This is a genomic window from Fibrobacter sp. UWB13, from assembly GCF_900177805.1.
GTDB lineage: Bacteria > Fibrobacterota > Fibrobacteria > Fibrobacterales > Fibrobacteraceae > Fibrobacter.
The window spans coordinates 1-19,013 of sequence record NZ_FXAX01000003.1; the positions used below are offsets into that span (position 1 = coordinate 1).

15 protein-coding genes are annotated in these 19,013 nt (G+C 48.4%); 4 read left to right on the forward strand and 11 right to left on the reverse strand.

The window, feature by feature from the left end:
* The coding region (locus B9Y77_RS12550) for a hypothetical protein (protein WP_139829324.1) at positions 1-356 on the reverse strand (356 nt) is incomplete at its 3' end.
* A 274-nt stretch (positions 357-630) separates the two neighbouring features.
* On the opposite strand from B9Y77_RS12550, the gene B9Y77_RS12555 reads away from it, so the two are divergent.
* Both B9Y77_RS12555 and tsaA read left to right on the forward strand, forming a co-directional pair.
* Positions 631-3,192, forward strand: coding sequence for a VPS10 domain-containing protein (locus tag B9Y77_RS12555; RefSeq protein ID WP_085491880.1), 2,562 nt, complete (start codon positions 631-633; stop codon positions 3,190-3,192).
* A 95-nt stretch (positions 3,193-3,287) separates the two neighbouring features.
* Positions 3,288-3,965 carry a tRNA (N6-threonylcarbamoyladenosine(37)-N6)-methyltransferase TrmO gene (tsaA, locus tag B9Y77_RS12560; protein WP_085491881.1) on the forward strand — a complete coding sequence of 226 codons (678 nt, stop codon included), beginning with the start codon at positions 3,288-3,290 and terminating at the stop codon, positions 3,963-3,965.
* A 356-nt stretch (positions 3,966-4,321) separates the two neighbouring features.
* Here the strand turns inward: tsaA and B9Y77_RS12565 are convergent, their stop codons facing one another.
* Positions 4,322-5,536, reverse strand: a complete 1,215-nt coding sequence (locus tag B9Y77_RS12565; RefSeq protein ID WP_085491882.1) for a sialate O-acetylesterase — start codon at positions 5,534-5,536, stop codon at positions 4,322-4,324.
* Between the two features lie 152 nt (positions 5,537-5,688).
* Here B9Y77_RS12565 and B9Y77_RS12570 point away from each other — a divergent pair, with 152 nt between their 5' ends.
* Positions 5,689-6,243, forward strand: coding sequence for a hypothetical protein (locus tag B9Y77_RS12570; protein ID WP_073425035.1), 555 nt, complete (start codon positions 5,689-5,691; stop codon positions 6,241-6,243).
* On the opposite strand, the gene B9Y77_RS12575 is transcribed toward B9Y77_RS12570, so the two are convergent.
* From B9Y77_RS12575 to B9Y77_RS12615, 9 genes are all read right to left on the reverse strand, one after another.
* Entirely contained in the window at positions 6,240-8,255 is a 2,016-nt protein-coding gene (locus B9Y77_RS12575) for a transglutaminase-like domain-containing protein (RefSeq protein WP_085491883.1), read from the reverse strand. The genes B9Y77_RS12570 and B9Y77_RS12575 overlap by 4 nt on opposite strands.
* Positions 8,252-9,550, reverse strand: a complete 1,299-nt coding sequence (locus B9Y77_RS12580) for a DUF58 domain-containing protein (protein WP_254900030.1) — start codon at positions 9,548-9,550, stop codon at positions 8,252-8,254. Before B9Y77_RS12580 ends, B9Y77_RS12575 begins: the two co-directional genes overlap by 4 nt.
* Before the next feature lie 50 nt (positions 9,551-9,600).
* Positions 9,601-10,512: an AAA family ATPase gene (locus B9Y77_RS12585; RefSeq protein ID WP_085491884.1), complete on the reverse strand. Its 912-nt coding sequence runs from the start codon at positions 10,510-10,512 to the stop codon at positions 9,601-9,603.
* An 81-nt stretch (positions 10,513-10,593) separates the two neighbouring features.
* Positions 10,594-11,367 carry a glycosyltransferase family 2 protein gene (locus B9Y77_RS12590; protein ID WP_085491885.1) on the reverse strand — a complete coding sequence of 258 codons (774 nt, stop codon included), beginning with the start codon at positions 11,365-11,367 and terminating at the stop codon, positions 10,594-10,596.
* Positions 11,368-11,387: 20 nt separating this feature from the next.
* Positions 11,388-12,470 carry an NAD-dependent epimerase/dehydratase family protein gene (locus B9Y77_RS12595; protein ID WP_085491886.1) on the reverse strand — a complete coding sequence of 361 codons (1,083 nt, stop codon included), beginning with the start codon at positions 12,468-12,470 and terminating at the stop codon, positions 11,388-11,390.
* Positions 12,467-12,907, reverse strand: coding sequence for a hypothetical protein (locus B9Y77_RS12600; RefSeq protein ID WP_085491887.1), 441 nt, complete (start codon positions 12,905-12,907; stop codon positions 12,467-12,469). Before B9Y77_RS12600 ends, B9Y77_RS12595 begins: the two co-directional genes overlap by 4 nt.
* A 131-nt stretch (positions 12,908-13,038) precedes the next feature.
* A complete protein-coding gene (locus B9Y77_RS12605; protein WP_176221767.1) occupies positions 13,039-13,749 on the reverse strand; it encodes a queuosine precursor transporter in 711 nt (236 codons plus the stop codon).
* Positions 13,750-13,751: 2 nt separating this feature from the next.
* Positions 13,752-14,228: a preQ(1) synthase gene (gene queF, locus B9Y77_RS12610; protein WP_072827383.1), complete on the reverse strand. Its 477-nt coding sequence runs from the start codon at positions 14,226-14,228 to the stop codon at positions 13,752-13,754.
* A gap of 91 nt (positions 14,229-14,319) precedes the next feature.
* Positions 14,320-16,545 carry a fibrobacter succinogenes major paralogous domain-containing protein gene (locus B9Y77_RS12615; protein ID WP_085491888.1) on the reverse strand — a complete coding sequence of 742 codons (2,226 nt, stop codon included), beginning with the start codon at positions 16,543-16,545 and terminating at the stop codon, positions 14,320-14,322.
* A gap of 161 nt (positions 16,546-16,706) precedes the next feature.
* On the opposite strand from B9Y77_RS12615, the gene B9Y77_RS12620 reads away from it, so the two are divergent.
* On the forward strand, positions 16,707-18,995 hold the full coding sequence (locus tag B9Y77_RS12620; protein WP_085491889.1) for an endo-1,4-beta-xylanase: 2,289 nt from the start codon (positions 16,707-16,709) through the stop codon (positions 18,993-18,995).
* The last annotated feature ends 18 nt before the right edge of the window (positions 18,996-19,013 follow it).

Consider the following 19,013-nt stretch of genomic DNA (forward strand, 5'->3'; position numbering starts at 1 on the left):
TGATTTTCATGCTGAATTTCAATCGAAATGCGGTCGCGCGGTATTTCACCACCACGTTCATTCGTCAGCAACAAATCAGGTTCAATACTGCGGTGTCCCAGTTCCCCCGGAACATAGGGGTTCACGAGTTTCGGATTTTCAATACGGTCTGAACCGACAAGGTTCAGCGCCGCATTAATCAAGTCCGTTGTCAGCGCGAGATTTTTCTCGCTCGCAAGAATTTTCTTGATACAGCCATCGTTAAAAAAGTAGACATTCCTATTTTCGTACTGCTTAACATAGGCATCAACATCTCCACCCTTTTCCTGAACATTTTTGAGTACCTTAAGAAAAAGCGAAAATTCATCTCTTGTCATTTCAAATCCTCATATAACGGCAAGGATCATTCCCCACCTATTACATTAACACGCTATTTTGAGGAAAAAATTCCGGAAATTTTTCTTTTTTTGCGTAAAATGATTTAAACACAGAAAAAGGGGCATAACATTTTACAACCAACCTCATTTTCAAAATGTTCTCAAAAATTTTCTCAAATTAAGGTTTATATAAGAACCGTTTTTTCAAATATTTATATATATTAACTATAGTTGTAAGGGTTTTAATTGTTCTCAAAATTCCAACGGAGACGATATGTTTGGTAAAATTTCAATAATCGGCATCGCCGCACTCGCCCTCGCCACGACCGCTAACGCCGAAAAGTACGAATGGGGCAACGTCCGCTTTGACGGCGGTGGATTCGTTTCTGCCGTGATGTTCCACCCCAAGGCCGAGAATTTGCTTTACGCCCGCACTGACGTGGGCGGTATCTATCGCTTCGATTTTCAAAATAAGACTTGGATTCCGCTGATGGACTTCATCTCGGAAAACGACAAAGGCCTTTACGGTACCGAAGCCTTTGCTCTCGACCCCAACGATCCCAAGCGCATTTACGTGCTCGCAGGTACCGGCTATTTCAGCAAGGGCCGCACGGCCGTGCTCCGCAGTGAAGACTTCGGCGCCACCTGGGACACTAGCTATGTGGAAATGCTCGCCCACGGTAACGGCATGGGCCGCCAGACCGGCGAAAAGCTCGCCGTGGACCCCAACAAAGGAAACATCATCTTCTGCGGTAGCCGCACCAAGGGACTTTACAAGAGTACCGACTACGGCAAGACCTGGACAAGCGCCTACAAGGTCGCCCTTTCTACCGCCACAGAATCCAGCCTGAACGGCGTGAACGGCATCAGCTTTGTGATGTTCGACGAATCGCAGGGCAAGAACGCCGACGGTTCCACCAAGACCATCTACATCGGCATTTCCGAAACCAAGGATAATTTGCAAGTAAGCCACGACGGCGGCGCTACTTGGGAAGTCATCAAGGGCGTCCCCACTGGACTCATGCCGCACCGTGCAAAGATTGTCGACGGCGACATGTATGTGACTTTCGCCGACGGCCCCGGTCCGTATAACATCGCAAGTGGTGGTTTTTACAAGTACAATATCGCTGGCGGCACGTGGACCGACCTTACCCCGAGCGATTCCGTGGAACACGAAGGCAGCACCACCAAGAGCTACGAAAAGGACAAGAGCTCTTACGGCGGCGTCGCCATTGATCCCAAGGACAAGAACCACATTGTGATTTCGACGCTGGGCAAGTACACCGGCCGCCACGTGACCAAAGACGAAAAGGAAAACTACGGCGACCGCATCTATGCCACCACAGACGGCGGCAAGACTTGGAATCACGGCCAGCACTACAACGACATTCCGAACATCGACGCCAACGGCACCGACTGGATCCCGGGCAACGCCATCCACTGGGCGGGTTCTCTTGAAATCAACCCGTTCAACAACAAGCAGGCCTGGGTCACTAGCGGTAACGGCATCTTCATGACCGAAGACGTTTCGGCAAAGGTTCCTCTCTGGAAGTTCATGTCTAAGGGCATCGAAGAGACTGTGCCGCTCGACATCGTGAGCATTCCGGGAGGCCCGCTGGTCACCGCCATCGGTGACTACGACGGCGCAGTCTATACGGACATCAAGCAGAGCGCCCAGCGCCACAAGCCGACCATCGGCACGACCGAAAGCATGGGTTACGCTCCGCTCACCGGAAGCTTGGTTCGCACAGGCGTGATTACCGTTTACGGCAAGTACGATTCGCAGAACTTCAACGTGATGTACCGCAGCGACGACATGGGCAAGACTTGGGACAGCGTGAAGACCACGCTCAAGGGCCCGAAGGGCTTGGTGGTACTTTCTGCTGACGGCAAAATCATGTTGCACCGTCCAGACCAGGGCGCCACCGTTTACCGATCCGACGACAATGGCGCCTCTTGGACCGCTGTTGAAACGGGCACGCAGACAAACTATTCCCGCATCGTCGCAGACCCGGTGGACCCCAAAACGTTCTACGTCATGGGCGGCATGGGTTCGCTTTACAGATCTATCGACGGAGGCAAGACTTTTGCTGAATCCGAAGCCCGTTTGCAGAACGAACAGGCCGGCGAATACTACAACGGCGGCGGACTCATCCGCACCGTTCCTAAGAGAGAAGGACATCTGTGGGTACCGATGGACCAAGCACAAGTCTGGCAGCCCAAGGGATTCACCGAATACGGACTTGCCTACACAGAAGACGGCGGCAAGAGCTGGAACCGTTGCGAAGGCGCTTCAACCGCAATCGCCGTGGGTATCGGCAAAGCTAAGGAAGGAGCCGACTACGAGACCATCTTTATCTGGGGAGCCGCAAAGTCTGGCGATCCGATTGGCATCTATCGCAGTACAGACAAGTGCAAGACTTTTGAACGCGTCAATGACGACATGCACCAGTTCGGCGGTCCGGGTAACGGAAACTTCGTGCAGGGCGACATGAACACCTTCGGCGTCGTCTACATGAGCACCGTGGGCCGTGGCACCATCGTGGGCGCTCCGGAAGGCACTGAATTTGTCGAAGTTCCGCCCACCGGCCTCAACAAGGTAGCACTCAACATTGGCAAGGCAACACTCACGCAGCAGAATAAAACTTTGCAGGTGAACGTCCCGAGCGAAAGCAAGCTAGAAGTTATCGCACTGAACGGCAAGACGCTCCTCACTGCAGACGTGAACGGCAACAGAAGCGTAAGCCTCAAAAAGCTCCCGAACGGCAAGTACATCGCAAAGGTTGTCGGCGCTAACGGCAAGTTGCTCTTGAAAAAAGCGATTGCGATTAAATAGGTTTCAATAATCATCAATCCCACACTTAAAAAGGCTAGAGTCCAAAGCGAATGCTTGCAAACTCTGGCCTTTCTTTTTTGCTATGTTGTTAGGCGATGCAAGAACTGACGTTTAAAATTATTGCGCGAATTAAAAGCGATTTCCGTGAAAAGTTTGGCATTCCGCGACAGAGCGGGCTTGTGCAGAACTTGCGTTCCACAATACGCTTTGAACCGGAATATCGCAATGCCGATGCACTCCGCGGTCTTGAGGGCTTTAGCCACTTGTGGATTATGTGGATTTTTTCGGAAAACATCCGCAGCACATGGAGCCCAACCGTGCGCCCGCCTAGACTCGGCGGGAACAAGCGTCTCGGAGTTTTTGCCACACGTTCAAGTTTCCGCCCGAATCCAGTGGCACTTTCTTGCGTGAAGATTGAAGCCATCAACCTCGACGGTCCTGAAGGTCCTGAAATCGTTGTGAGCGGCGCAGACCTCATGGACGGCACCCCGATTGTAGACATCAAGCCGTACCTCCCCTACACGGACGCGCATCCCGAAGCGGTCGGCGGTTTTGCAGACGCCGTGAAGCAGAACAAAGTACACGTCAAGAATCCCGAAGTACTTGCAAAGCTGAGTGAAGAAAAACGCACCGCTCTGATAAAAGTCTTGGAGCAGGACCCGCGCCCCGCTTACCAGAACGATCCCGAGCGCGTTTATGGTTTCCCGTTCGCCGAATTTGAAGTCAAGTTCAAAGTCGCAGGCGACGAGCTCGAAGTCGTGAGTATCGAATAAGTGTTTCCGCAACATTTCATTCTCAAAAAAGACTTTTTCCCAAAAACATGCTACTAAAACACGAAATTCAGCGATTTAGTAGCACAATTTTCGACTTTATATGTAGTAAAAAGGCATAAGCAACCCTGTTCGTGCTACTAATATTTCGTTTTTTGATATTTAGTAGCATATCCAACTCAAATTTCAGCGTTTACGCCCCAATTTTCAATTACTTTGTATCAAAATCATGCTACTAAAATTAAGTTTTCAATGATTTAGTAGCACATTTTAACACATTTCACTCTTTTTTCCATAAAAAAAACACAAGGAAAGAGCCCCGTGAAAATCACGGAGCCCTTAGCATTGAGGAGAACTTATTATTGTAAATTCACGCGCTGCACAATGTATGATGACGAAGTCATCACACTCATCATATAAACGCCCGCAGGTACTTTTCGCTTAGAGATCAAAACATTACTCAATCCCGAGCTCAATAAGCGACTTACACTAGCCACCTCTGTACCGAGCACAGAATAAAGGCGAATATTCACAAAGCCAGCATTCGATAGAGAAAGCGGAACTTGTACAAAATCACCTGCATACGCCACATGACCAATCGACACAGAACGCACAGCATCCGAGAAGATAATTCCGCCTACAGTCGAACTCGAAGAAACATCAACACTCGATGAACTTTCCGCTTCTGACGAACTCGACGGCGCTTCGCTACTGCTCGATTCTGCAACAGGATCCAACTTGTTTCCAAGGACTTCAATCATCTTTTCGGCATAACGCTTGCCAAAATCGCGGTATTCCTGCGATGTAAAATGCACATTCTGTCCATCGCCAAGAGCCTGATTAAATCCTTCGGATGAAACTACATAAAAGTTTTTTGACTGTTGCGGGAGTTTAGCGATATTGTTGTTCGCGCCCTTGCTAGAGCCGCTACGCAACACTTCGCCCGCAAGGAACGGCACATCATTGCCAAGACCCAAATCCTTAATAATGTTATCGTAAACCTTTTTGACCTTGGAGGGCCATTGACCGTCACCAGCATCCGTTTCACCCTGGTGGAAGATGATCCCCTTGATGACACCATCTTCTTGAGCCTTCTTAGCCATTTCAATCAAGCGACCGTAAGGATTTCCACCATATTCATTAATGCGCTGCGTCATCCAGCTCTGCTGGGACCTAGCATAATTGGCATAGCCATCCTTGTCGAACAGTTGGATACTGCACCCGGCAACAGCCACGACGATAACACCCACCTTAATTTTAGAATCCGTCTTTTCGACCATCGTGCGGCCAAAATAGTCCGTAGGTCCAAGTTTTGCGCCCTGACAATGCGCCAACGGAGGCACTGCCGTAGCCCATTTTCCCTTGGTTTTCCCTGAACAAGAACCATTATTTGCCGCCCAGAGCACCTGGAAACGTTCGTCAACGGTCTTATCCTGACTACCGACGTCGCCCTGGCCTTCCATATTGGATTGGCCAAAAGCAAGATAAATGTGGAAATTTGGATCTGGAGCAGCATGAGCCGACACGGCAAGCCCCAAACCGAAAAACAAGCCCACGAAACGCGAGACTTTCATCTAACACTCCTTGGGGCACTGAAAATGCCCCCCAACAACTATCTGAAATATATTTTCGATTATCCCTTTTATGTTAAATCTTTGGAAAATCGCGTTGTAGGGTTCTGCAACATCAATTTTTTTATTTATATTCCAACTAAAAGAGGATTTTTATGACAATCAAAATTTTGGCAACCCTTGCTGCAGCCGCTATGCTCGTCGCTTGCGGTGATGATACATCGACCACCCCTCCGTCCAAAGCACAGCAGTGCTCCACCGGGCTTTCCGCAGATTGCCTTATGGGCACCTGGAGCATCAACGGACCGACCGTTACAAGAACCGTTGAAGGAGAAGTCGTATCCCTCATCGACCCGAGCCACGACTTAACCGCAAACCCGGCAACACTCAAGTTCTATGTCGATGCCAAAAACGTCAATAAATTTGAATTCGTCAACTCCAGCTTAAGCAAGGCAGATTGCATTACCGGCACAGGAAAGACCTATGGCGATTGGAGCATCGCAGGCACTTCGCTCACGCTCGTGGCCAAAATCGGCAACGAATGCATGGCAAAGAGCACCATCTCGGTCACCCCCACCATCGCTGTCAACGGCAACCAAGTCACATTAACACTCCCCTCCATTTTCTTCATGGAACCGGAAATGAAGCAATCCGACGCTGTTGAAAAGCAGACTGCAAGCGAAGTCTACAAGTTCGAAACAGCCAATTAAGCACGCCAGCGGTTGCGTTCGTACTCACGCAACTGCTCTAATGCGGCAGACAAATTTTGTTCGAAGTGCGAGTCCTTGCGGCTCGCCTTTTTTGTTGTTCGCACAGTTGTCTGCACAGTATTTAACGCCTGTTCCACACGTTTAGCAAAAACGGGAACAGTCTCGCCGGGAGCCCGATTGAAGCCCAAGCGAGCAAGTCTTTTTTCAGCATCATCAAGGAGCGCAATCCATTGGGCAGCACTCTTCGAAACATTTTGTTGACTTATTTGGCGACGATGCCCACGGAACTTGAGCAATGCAAAAACAAGGAGCAAGACAACAAGAACAACATAAAGCATGGGGCTAGAAACTATACGTTCCGAAGCGGTTTGCCAGCTATCGACAATACGGCGCCACTCACCGTCCTTGAGTAAATGCATCACATAAGAGAATCGACCTTTCAAACCTTCAAGCTTTGTTGAAAGCCAGGAGGGTTTTGCAAAAGTCATTTCGGTCAATGGCGGTGTCGGATCAAAAATGTACCACTTATGGTCGATATAAACTTCGACCCAGGCATGGCTATGACGCCGGCGGAAAGTCGCATACGGACGCCCCGCAACGTGTTCAGGATGAGCAAAACCAGTCACGTAGCGCGCAGGGATTCCCTGATGGCGCAAGAGGAGTGTCGCAAGCGTCGCATAGTACTCGCAATAGCCTTCCTTGTTTTTCCAGAAAAGAGCAATGGGGTCATTTTTTGAATTTGGAGTTCGACCGGGAACGATGTACGAGTATTTGAAATTATGGATAAAATAGGATTCTATTGTTTTTAAAGTTTGGACCGGATGCGCGAGCGGGAGTGACATCGCTGTGGCGATCGTGTCCAAGAGCGATATTTCTTTACTCGGGATTTGCAAAAAAGCCGAAAATGTCGTTGAAGAGTCAACCAAAGAAGATGCCGAGGAATCCGCTGATAAATGCGCCGTAATCGCAAGTGTTTCCGCAGAGTCCGGCACGTAATAATACCAGTCGCTACGAGTTCCATTTGCGCCCGCAAAAATGTTCGTCGAATAATAATCCAAGGAGTCCGCATTTTTGCTTGCCACGCCCACAACATTCGCAGGCGCAAACATAAAGCCAAAATTGTTGAGTGTCGCTTGCACCCAAACTGATTTGACGTTTGGAGCTACAGCCGCTGAATCTTCAAATTCAAAGACAGCGTAATCCACTCGATAACGAGCCGGATAAAGTTTCTTTTCGGCCTTTGTCGGGAGTTTCCAAATGCCTGCTACATACTTTTCATAGGCGGCAGCACGTAGGTACGTGGGAGCAAGCGTATCCCAAACGCGAAGGACAATTTCGCTATTGTACTTGGAATTGTAATTACTAGAGAAGGAGCCTAAAGCAGCCACGGGATCAAATCCCATCACACGATTCTTGACGTAATACTCTTCAGCCCAACGGCCACTATAATAGCGATTGCTCTTCCAATATTTAAATCCGAGATACGATGAGCCACACAAGCTCGCATAAAGTAATACAAAAAGCAGCCGCTTGTAAAGAGCAACGTGCGGACGACCGAACGCATATACAGCAAGCAATAGCGCCACAACAGCACTGATTACGCTTGCGCGAGGCGCTTGGAACAGTCCCATGAAAAGCGCGGCAATGCCATTAAACACGACAAAGACTTCGTAGCCGCCATTCCCGAGACTCCGCTTTTGCAACCATGCCAAGTAAAGTAAATACCATGCCGGGATAAAGACCAAGTACGGCGAGACGCCCATTTCGACGCTCGGCGTGAGTACCCACCACAATGCACACGGGACAATCGCACCGTATGCGAAAATTTTTCTGTAACGCGGGATTTTTCTCTGGTTCGTCGCAGACTTTGAAAGCAAATATTGTTTGACGTGAATCGCGATAAACAAGGCTGCAAAAACAAAGCCAAGAATTTCAAGTCCGCTTGAAACGCCCAAATTGATGGAAACGATGCAGAAGAAAATCGTCTTGCAAATTTCACGGAAGTTCATCATAGACTGACCTCCGCTTCGCGGGAACTTTCAAGCGGACGCTCGCGAGAAGACTGTTCTAAGCGCAAACGTTCATTAAAAACGCGTTCGAGAAGCGCCGCGTTCACAGCCAAAACATCGTCAGAAATTGCGGTCTTCGACTCATTTGTCAACTTGGAATGCGCATCCAAAATCACCTGCTTATGCACAAGCGGATCTTCAGTCGCGAAAAGCCCCATGCGGAGCACAGGGCCAAGCGGGCGTGCCGCCGGCGACCAAAGTTTCCGCGCACTTGTCGCACTTCGAGATGCGCGCGTTTCCAGCCAAGACACAGCCGGAATTCGCGCAAGCGCTTCCAAGAAGCTCACGCCACCATCCCCCTGCACAAGCGCAATTTCGTCATCACCAATGAAGAATCGCCCAAGCGCCTTGCGTTCCAAAAGCCACAAACCCACGCCAGCCGCCAAACGAATCAACATTTCAACAGCCGATTTTTCGCGCAAGTTACGAGCAGTTACATCTAGCACGAGAATCGCACCCGCGCCACGTTCCGTTTCAAATTCTTTCGTGAATGGCTTTCCGTAACGTGCAAAAGCCTTGTGATGCAAATCGCGCAAAGAGTCGCCCTCGCGATATTCGCGCACGCCCACAAAATCCATCCCGCGTGTAAGACTCGGCATCAGCAGCGGAGCAAATACAACACCGCTTGCACCCGATGTCAAAAACGGGAAAGTCCCCACACGCAACGGTCGCGGGAACACAAGCAATTCCGCTTTCCCTGCATTCGCCGCATAACGCAAGGCACCATTGATTTCCGGAATAATCACCGCCACTTTTGGGATTTCAAATGCGCCGCGCTTTTTCGTCTGGATTTTGCAAGTGAGTTTTGCAGTTTCTCCAGCAGCAATCGCCACAAACGAAGACTCTTCGCACTTAAGCGAAGGATCCATGCGGAAACATCCAAGCGACACCGCATTTAGCTTGTCTTCAGCAGTAACGTGCAAGTCAATGGTCGACGTTTTCCCCTCATAAACGTTCCGGACAGAAATGTCACCCGCCTTGAACTTGCTCTTGCGTGCGGTCATGAAGAGGCATGGTACAAGCGCCAAAAAATACATGAAATCCAAGCCGCAAAACACCCACGCCGCCCAGAATCCAGGCACCGCTCCCGCAAACATCGAGAACAGCATCAGCGCTGCCGCCGCATGCCCCACCTGCGTAAAGCCTTCTTGCCAAATGTAGTACAAACGCATCAAGAGTCCCTTGCGCTTGGGACTTCTTGGAATAGCGTTTATAAACCAGCGGAAAAAATGCATCATAAAAACTTTACTGGATCCTTCCGCCTTTGGCGTCAGGATGACGAAACGTATTACTTCGGCACTCGCACCTGTTTCAAGATGCCTTCGAGAATTTGTCTGGAGGCGCCGGGAGTGTTCGAATCTTTTGCAAACACACGATGTTCCATCACCGGGAAGAACACATGCTGGATGTCATCGGGATTCACGAAATCGCGACCCGCGACATACGCGCAAGCTTGCGCCATCTTGATGAGGTTGATTCCCGCACGCGGGCTTGCCGCCAAGCGCACCGCCGGATTTACACGCGTTGCCTGCACCAGCGAAACCACGTACATTTCAAGAGATTCATCAATGTGAATCTTACGGACATCGTTCCGCACTGCAATAATTTCATCGGGAGTTGTCACCGCCTTGAGCGTATCAAGCGGTCGTCCATCACGATGCGCACGCAAAATGCCAAGTTCCGTTTCCGCCGTCGGATACCCAAGGGAAAGGCGCACCAAGAATCTATCCATTTGCGCTTCAGGGAGCGGGAACACGCCATGAAATTCCACAGGATTCTCGGTTGCAAGCACCATGAAAAGTTTCGGGAGCGCATGGCGTTCACCTTCCAGCGAGACCTGGCGCTCTTCCATCGCCTCCAAAAGCGCACTCTGCGTTCTCGGAGATGCACGGTTGATTTCATCCGCCAAAAGCACCTGCGTAAAGACAGGTCCCTTGCGAATTTCAAACTCGCCCGTATTCGCCTTGAACACAGCGCCACCCGTCACATCGGCGGGAAGCAAATCCGGAGTAAACTGGATACGCGCAAAATCAGCGCCAATCGCTGCGGCAAGCGCCTTTGCAATCGTCGTCTTGCCCGTCCCCGGCACGTCCTCGATAAGCACGTGACCATCGGCAAGGAGCGCCATCACAAGCATTTCAACCTGATCCTGCTTGCCAAGCAGAACACCATTCAAAGCATGAATTAAATCTTTAACCATGCTTATAATATATGTTTTTTAGTAGGAAGTAGGCGGCAGGAAGTAGACAGGGACCAGTTATTCAATTTTTGTGAGTAGAACTTAGAGCTTCGAAGCCCGCATTCTTCGCCAGATTTGGCACAAAACACGCATGCCGTACGTGACTACATTGAGGTTCGATTTTTCATCGGCGTAACGCGTCGGGATTGGGAGTTCCGCAATCGCGAAACGGCGAGCATCGGCAATCGCAATCAGTTCCAAATCGATATCAAACGACATGCTCAAGCGATTTAAGTCAACCGTTTTCAGGAATCGCGAAGAATAAACGATAAAACCACTGTGACGGTCCGTAAGTTTCACACGGAAAGCCAAATTTTCAAGTGCCGTCAAAAACGCTCCGCCAACGCGCTTGTACAAAGGCATGCCACCACGCTTTGCCTCCCCCGCTACCGCATGGCGCGAGCCCTGCAACAAGTCGAGATTGCAGTTTTCTATTTCGGCAAAGAACGCGCCCAACTTTTCAGCAGGGTATTGATTATCTCCGTGCAAGCAAGCGACAAACGCCGCACCAGAAGCTATTCCTTCCGCAAGGCCCTTTTTGACAACAGCACCGTAGCCGCTATTTTGTTCAAACTTAAAATATTGAAAACGCGATTTGAGGTCGCGTGCATTTCCCGCACTTTCCGCATTTTCCGCGCAATTCGACATAAAGTGTTCATACGCTTGAGCCGTTCCATCACGCGAGCCATCGTCAATCACGAGCACGTGTGCACGCGACAAAACAGATTCATCAATTTTGGAGAGGACTTCGCCAAGCGTATTTTCTACGTTGTACGCAGGAACGAAAATAAAGTAATCTATCGCAGAACAAGACATAACTGGATCCTTCGCGCAGCTCAGGATGACGATTTAGATCCATAGTGATTTACAAACCACGTCAACGATTCGCGCAGAACGACGTCAATCGGAGTCTTTGCCTTAAAGCCCAGCAAGCGTTCCGCCTTCTCTACAGACGGCAAACGGCGCATGGAATCTTCGTAACCTTCGCCGTAATATTCTACGCCAGAAACTACTTCCGGTTCAGGAATTGTATCAACACTTACGCCCTTGATTTCGGCAAAAATCTTGCGCATTTTATTGGAGAGTTCCGCAATCGTAAGTTCGTTTTCCGGATTCCCGATATTGAAAGCCTGTGACAGCGGCGATTTTTCCGCGGCATTTCCTGTTGCACTTGTCGAGAGTTCTGCTTCAAACAGCGCGAACATAAAATCGACCGCATCAAATACACTCGTGAAACTGCGCTTTGCAACACCGCCATTCACAAGCTTCAGCGGCTCACCGCGCACAAGAGCCGAGGAGAAATTCGCGAGCACTCGCGGAATGCCCGAGCCATCGACGCCCGGCATAAAGTCCATGTACGGTCCGACAAAGTTGAACGGTCGAACCACCGTCCACTTCAAATTCTTGAGGCCCGCGATATAACGTTCCGTCAAAAGCTTCGCAGTTGCATAGCTCCAACGGCTCGCCGTCACCGGTCCAAAAGTCAGCTCGGATTCGTCTTCAATAAGCAATCCCGAATCCGCCGACGTACGCCCGTAAATCTCGGACGTCGAAAAATGAATCAACCAAGAGCCCGACTTTGCGCAAGCATCAGCCAACGCTGCCGGATGGTCGTAATTGCTGCGGATAACTTCAGGAGCCTCCGCCATGTAGCGGCTCGGCGTGCAAATTGCCGCCAAATTCACGACAATCGGGTATTTTGCAATACGTTCAACGACGCTCTTATCGGCGAGGTCAGCGACCATGAACACGCAACGTTCGTCATTCAGTCGGTGCTGAATTCTATAAAAATCCAAATCAACGCCAAAAACGCGCCACTTAGTGCGCGTCAAAATGGCGTCAAGAAGGTGACAACCAATAAAACCACCGCAACCGACAACGGCTACGGTGATACTTTGATCATTGAATTGAGGAATCATTCCTTGACAATGAAGAGACCGGAGTTGTTGCCCTTATTCTGCTTGTTGTACGGAGCAACGCGAATAGCGCCAGTCATAGTAGCTTCAACAGATTCAGCATCGAGCTTGACCTTTGCCGTATAGCAGGTCTTGCCATCTGCAGATCCATTCAAGTCATAAGGTTCATCGAGCAAATCAATGCCCTGATCGCTAGCATTCTTCTTGAAGATGATGCGGTAGCCATTGTCTTCAACAGCAACACCGAAAATAACATCAATCGTTTCGCCAATCTTGAACGTTTCACCACCAGCCGGGTAAACAACCTTGACACCAGTTGCTTCGCTTACAGAGCAATCATAAGTCGGAGTGGACGGAGCTGCAGACGGAGAATCGTCATCACCACCGCAAGCAAAGAAAGCAAGGGAGCTAGCCAAAATCAAAGCATGGGAAAACTTCATAAAATCCTCTTCTCAAGTTTTTAAGTTTAATGGTAACAATATACAAATTTACACGCCCAATGCAATTAATCTATATCACATAGGCGAAAAAACTGCTCTGGATCCCGTCGCGACGCTCCAGGATGACAAGCCTAATCTTTCAGCAGTTCCGGGTGTTTTTCGGAGATGCGGCGGGCAAGGTACACAAACGGAGTATCCATAAGCGTCGTAATGACAAAGATGCCGTAGCCGAACACGAGAATTTCGCCAATGGTATTCCACGGGAAAACGCCCGCAAACGCAAGCAAATTGAACACGAACACATTCATGAGCTGGCTTACAAGAGTCGAACCATTGTTACGGACCCACAAGTAACCCTTCTTATCCTTGAATCTTTTCTCGGTCCACTTCCACCAGGCGTGATACGCCCAGACGTCGAACATTTCGCAAATGGCGTAGGCAAACAAGCTCGCGAGCATCACGCGGGGCGTATTCGAGAACACCGTACGGATCGGTTCTGCCATCGTATCGCCTGCAGCCGGGATGTACAAGAACCAGCTCTGCGAAATGAGAATAAACGTCACATTCGCGATGATGCCGATTTTCACGCAGCGGCTCGCCTCTTTTTTACCAAAGATTTCGCTCATCATGTCGGTCGCCAAGAATGACGATGCGAAAATGACGTTACCGAGCGTCGTGTCAAGCCCAAAGGCGTGCACGAGAATCAAGACTTCGATATTTGCGGCAATCGTTGCAATGACGGTCCAAGCGAAAATGCCCTGCTTACCGAAAAAACGGAAAAAAGCAACCAAGCCTCCAAAGAACACGAAAATGGAGGCTATCATAAGGAGTTCGTTTTGCACGATTACTTTCTCCTATCGATAGCGGCGAAGAGGCGCGTCTTGGCGATAGCTTCGAATTCAGTACCCGGCTTGCCGTAGTTTGCGAACGGGTAAAGCGAAATGCCACCGCGCGGCATAAAGATGCCTTCGACTTCAATGTACTTCGGGTCGAGCAATTTCACCAAGTCCTTCATGATGATGTTCACGCAGTCTTCGTGGAAATCCCCGTGGTTGCGGAAAGAGAACATGTAAAGCTTGAGCGACTTGGATTCCACCAAATACTGGTCCGGAATGTAGTTGATCTTGATTTCGGCAAAGTCCGGCTGACCGGTTTTCGGGCAAAGGCTCGTGAATTCCGGGCAGTTGAACGTGACCATGTAATCGTTACCCGGATGCTTGTTCGGGAACTTTTCGAGCACTTCGGGGCTGTAAGTGGTCTTGTACTGTGTCTTGTTGTTGCCGAGCAGCGTAACGCCTTCGAGTTCAGCTTCTGAACGCATAAAGTCTCCTAGTTTTGTTTTAAGTCAGGATGGGTTTCGAACTGACAGATTTGAACGCAAAGATAGAAAATTTCGCACTTCAAAAAAAGGACTATTCTTCGGATTCATCCTCAGTCTTTACGCAGCGAACAGAAAATCCACGTTCCTTTTCGTTATAAACGCTAGCTGTCATTGACATATAATCTCTTCGATAATCAAAGAAGACATAAACCGCTAAATTAAATTCTTTACCTTCCTCGGCAGACCAGAAGTTCGCAAACAAACCGTCATCATCAAATTCCGTTTGACTGAAATCCGCATGAGCATCGGCATATCTTCCATAATAGGCGCCCACCGGAATTACAGAAAATCCATAGGGATCTGTCGACGGCTTATAGCTTGAAGCTTTCCAACCCTTAGATGACATCAAAAGTCCCGAAGAACCGTCAACCTTTTTTACATAATCTGCTAAAGTACGCCATTCAGTAGAATCAGGGATATGCCAACCATCTGGGCAAATTCCCTGATGCGGATATTGAATATCTTTATCATACCAACTGAGTCTATACTTCGTAGAGATATTCATCGCAGCGGTCCACGAATAAAGCCTACCTCCAACATCGCAGTTTTTATCTTCTTCCTGATAGCACTTGGCATTACCGACCAAATTATAATTATCCTTATCGTAATAGTTCAGATTTTCAGCCATCCAAGTCTGAGTACCAATAACGACCGTCTTATATTCCTTACCATCACGGGTATCCTTTAACTTGCCGTAATCCACTTCATCATTCATGTAGTATTCTTTCGGATGGTCGTAAGTCGTTGCTGGGCGCCAATATCCATTACCCCCATCGCAGATATAAATTTCATTGCGCGGGGTCGTCATAAACTCTCCAGCCCTCTTGGCAGTACAAGCTCTTTCATAAAGTTTTTCAGTGGAGAACATCATTCGCCATACATTATCTTCACAGACATAGTATTCACCGAGATTCTTGCTATTACCATTTTTCAGCTGAACATAATCACCATCATTTTCATCCGTGCACGCGCCGAAGCCATATGCTTCACCAACAAACAAGCTTACATACTTTTCGAATGCCGGTACTTGAGGATTGAATTCTTCGAGCATCTGGCGAATGCCGACCATCCCATACGAATAGGACATAATCCAGTCTGCCATAGAAACTCGCATTTTTTCACTGTTGTCCCAAGTGCCATCTTCTTCAATATTATTAGCAATGCTCGTAAGACGACTCAACAAATCCGTTTCTTCCAAATCTCCCTGCAAAAGAATCGATGCGGCAAGCAATTTAGCATCGTCCGATGTTTTACCAAAAATCGTCAAATCCTCAAAAGGATGGTTAGCACCACCAAAACCAAAAGCCTTCATGATTTCCTGTTCAGCGGCAGCCTTTGCCGCAGGAACATTTTTATACTCGCCACTCTTGGTAAAAAGATAGACCACACGCTTATAAGCCAAATGCATCAGCACATTGATGTTTACGCTTTCTCGATCTTTCAAGTCAACAATACCACGCAAAGTCACCGGCGATGTTGAATTTTTGAACAAGTTTTCATTATAGTAATTGCCATTGACTTGTAACTGAGCATATTGACTAGACAACGTAACCTTTGGAGAGGTATAGCCCCCCTGTTTACCAGTCACTTCCCATTCAAAGTTCGTTCCGGTTAAATCAAGCTCACCATCAAGTTCAGACAATTTAACGGTACTTCCCACCGCAAAAGGTCCCTTTTCAGCAACCCCCTTAAAGGATTTCTTATTAATTGCAATCGTCTTTACATTTTCTCCAGAACCAACAACACTAGAACTCGATTCAGGTGTGACACTAGAACTTGATTTTTGTGAGCTACTGGACTTATCGCGAGAATCAGAAGAAACTGCCTTAGACGACGAGGATTTTTTGTCGCCTGAATCAGACGAAGTTATCTTCGATGACGAAGAACTGTTCTTAGAAGAAGAGGATTTATCCTTAGACCCAGCCGATTCTTCCTTAGACGAAGAGGAGCTATTCTTCGAATCGGAGGATTTCTTTGAAGACGAAGAAGTCTTTTCATCACTAGAACTAGATAATTTCTCAACCTTTTCCCACTTTTTATCTAGGCAACGATAGTCTATTTCTTCATCCTCAACAAAAATGACAGTGCCATCCCTATCGGATGTACACTTACCTAAGTCAAAAATAGACTCCACACTTGATCCGTCCGCAGGAACATTATTGGATACGGAAGAAGGTTCAGACGGGGAATCTTCACCGCAGCCCACTAAAAGTAATGCCGAGATAAACGGAAGCAATGCAAGTCTATTCTTTTTCATATTATCCCTAAATTGAGTATACAAAGCAATGTATATTTACGTGGATTTATGCAATAATAGATATTTTGTCAATGAAAGATTTCTAGATAAGAGTAATTTTCCTACGTTTTCGAGGTAGTTTTATTATTACATGCTGTAGCCATCAAATTTCAGGGGTCGCAATGAGTATAAAATCAACGGTATTTAAGGCACTCGCTTTTACATTCGCCGCATCAACATTTTCTTTTGCGGGTGTAGGCATGGCCGATGGAGCTACCAAATTTTTAGGCAACACCACTACCTTTGGCGAAATCCCTGACGACTTTGGAACTTACTGGAACCAGATTACTGCCGAGAACGAGTGCGTTTGGGGCCATGTCGAAAAAACGCGTGGCGAATACGACTGGACGGGTTGCGACCTCGCCTATAACTGGGCAAAAAAGAATCATGCGCATTTTACGTTCCACACCCTGTTGTGGGGATCGCAAAACCCGCAGTGGTTACCTAGACTCGACGTTGACGAAACCAAGAAAGCATGGACTGATTGGATCGATGCGGTTAAAGAGCATTACCCCGACCTCGAAATGATTGAAGTGGTCAATGAGGCTGTCAAATCGGGCAAAAACTACCACTCCAGTTTTACCTCTTCCAAACTGGTTGAGGCTCTCGGCGGCGACGATGGCGACTACAAATTTGTGGTGACGGCATTCAAAATGGCGCGTGAGCGTTGGCCGCATGCAATCCTGATTTACAACGACTATAACACAATCTTGTGGCAAGTGAAAGAAGGGATTGACCTTATCAAGAAAATCAAGGCCCAGGGCGCTCCCGTCGATGCTTACGGGATGCAGTTCCACGAGACAACACAACAAGGGACAGGCTATTATTGCCTAAATACATCCTTACTCAAACGCTCCCTTTACGAAGCACACGAACAGACAGGACTCCCCATATATATTACTCAATACGATGTCGGTTCCATAGACGATGAATTTCAAAAAAAGTGCTACCAAGAACATCTCCCAATCCTGATGGAAACGGATTATGTTGCCGGCATAACGCTTTGGGGATACATTTATGGCAAAACTTGGCTTTCTTGTAACGGTTTAGAACAAGGTTGTTCCGGCCTTATCAAAGACGGTGTCGAACGAGCGGCATTGACCTGGCTCAAGGAATATTTCAAGAATCCGAACGCCCGTTACGGCCGTGGCCTTGCCGATGGAGCGACCAAGTTCTTCGGGAACATGATTGCCGACAAGCAAGAAATCCCCGAGGATTTTCAAACCTACTGGAACCAGGTTTCGCCCGAAAACGCATGCACTTGGACCGTTATTGAAAAAGTGCGTGACGAGTACGACTGGTCTGGCTGCGACCGTATCTACTATTGGGCGCAAAAAAACAATGTAAAGTTCAATTTCCGTAGCTTGCTTTGGGGAACCCATACCCCCAGCTGGCTCTACAACCTTGATATAGACGAAACCAAGAAAGCCGTTGAAAATTGGTTTGACAAAGCCGCTATGCGTTACCCCGCACCTTACATGATCGAGGTGGTAAACGGAGGTTCCCGCGACAGCTATGGTCATTATCATTCTGGATTCGGGAGCGGCAATAAAATCATCGAAGCTCTCGGTGGCGACAATGATGACTACAAATTCATAGCCACGGCGTTCAAGATGGCTCGCAAGCGCTGGCCCAAAGCAATCCTAACTTTGAACGACTACGATGATTACGGCTGGAAAAACAATCAAGGCGCCGAAGTTATCAAAAAAATCCAGGAGCAGGGCGCACCCGTCGATGCGTACCAAATCATTTTCGCACCCCTCGTCCAAGGCTCCGGCCCGGAAGCGCAATGTTTTAGCACCGAACGCATCCAAAGCGGCATTCAGGAAATCTACGACAAAATAAAGCTCCCATTGTTTATCACTGAATATAGTGTGGGCACAAGCAACGACAGTCTCCAAAAAGCATGCTACTCCGAACATATTCCGCTCTTTATGGAATCGGAATACATTGCAGGAATCAACCTTTGGGGATACCTTTACGAAGTTGGAGCAAGCGTATGGGCCGACGAATCAAATCCCGGACTTATTAAGGACGGTGTAGACCGCCCTGCAATGACATGGCTCAAGGAATATTTCAACGAGCACTTCTACGACAGCAAGAACATGTGGTATGATAAAGGCATCGAGAGACATCCGCTAGATTCGCTTGATTCAATCGCCTTGGAACCGCCGATAGCCATTGACGATAACGGCGGCAAATTCGGCAACAAGATTCGCTTAGAGCAGAGCACGCTGCAAAATTACGACGTGTTTGACGTGCAAGGCGTACGCTTGGGCAAACTTACGGCATACAGCTTTAGCGATGCATCAACAAGGCTCAAGTCTGCCAACGTCGTAAAAACCTCGGGAATCTACTTTTTGAGGAGCCGTGCCACCGGCAAGATGCAAAGCGTGAGGGTTGTGAGGTAAGGAAGGGTGACGCAAGAC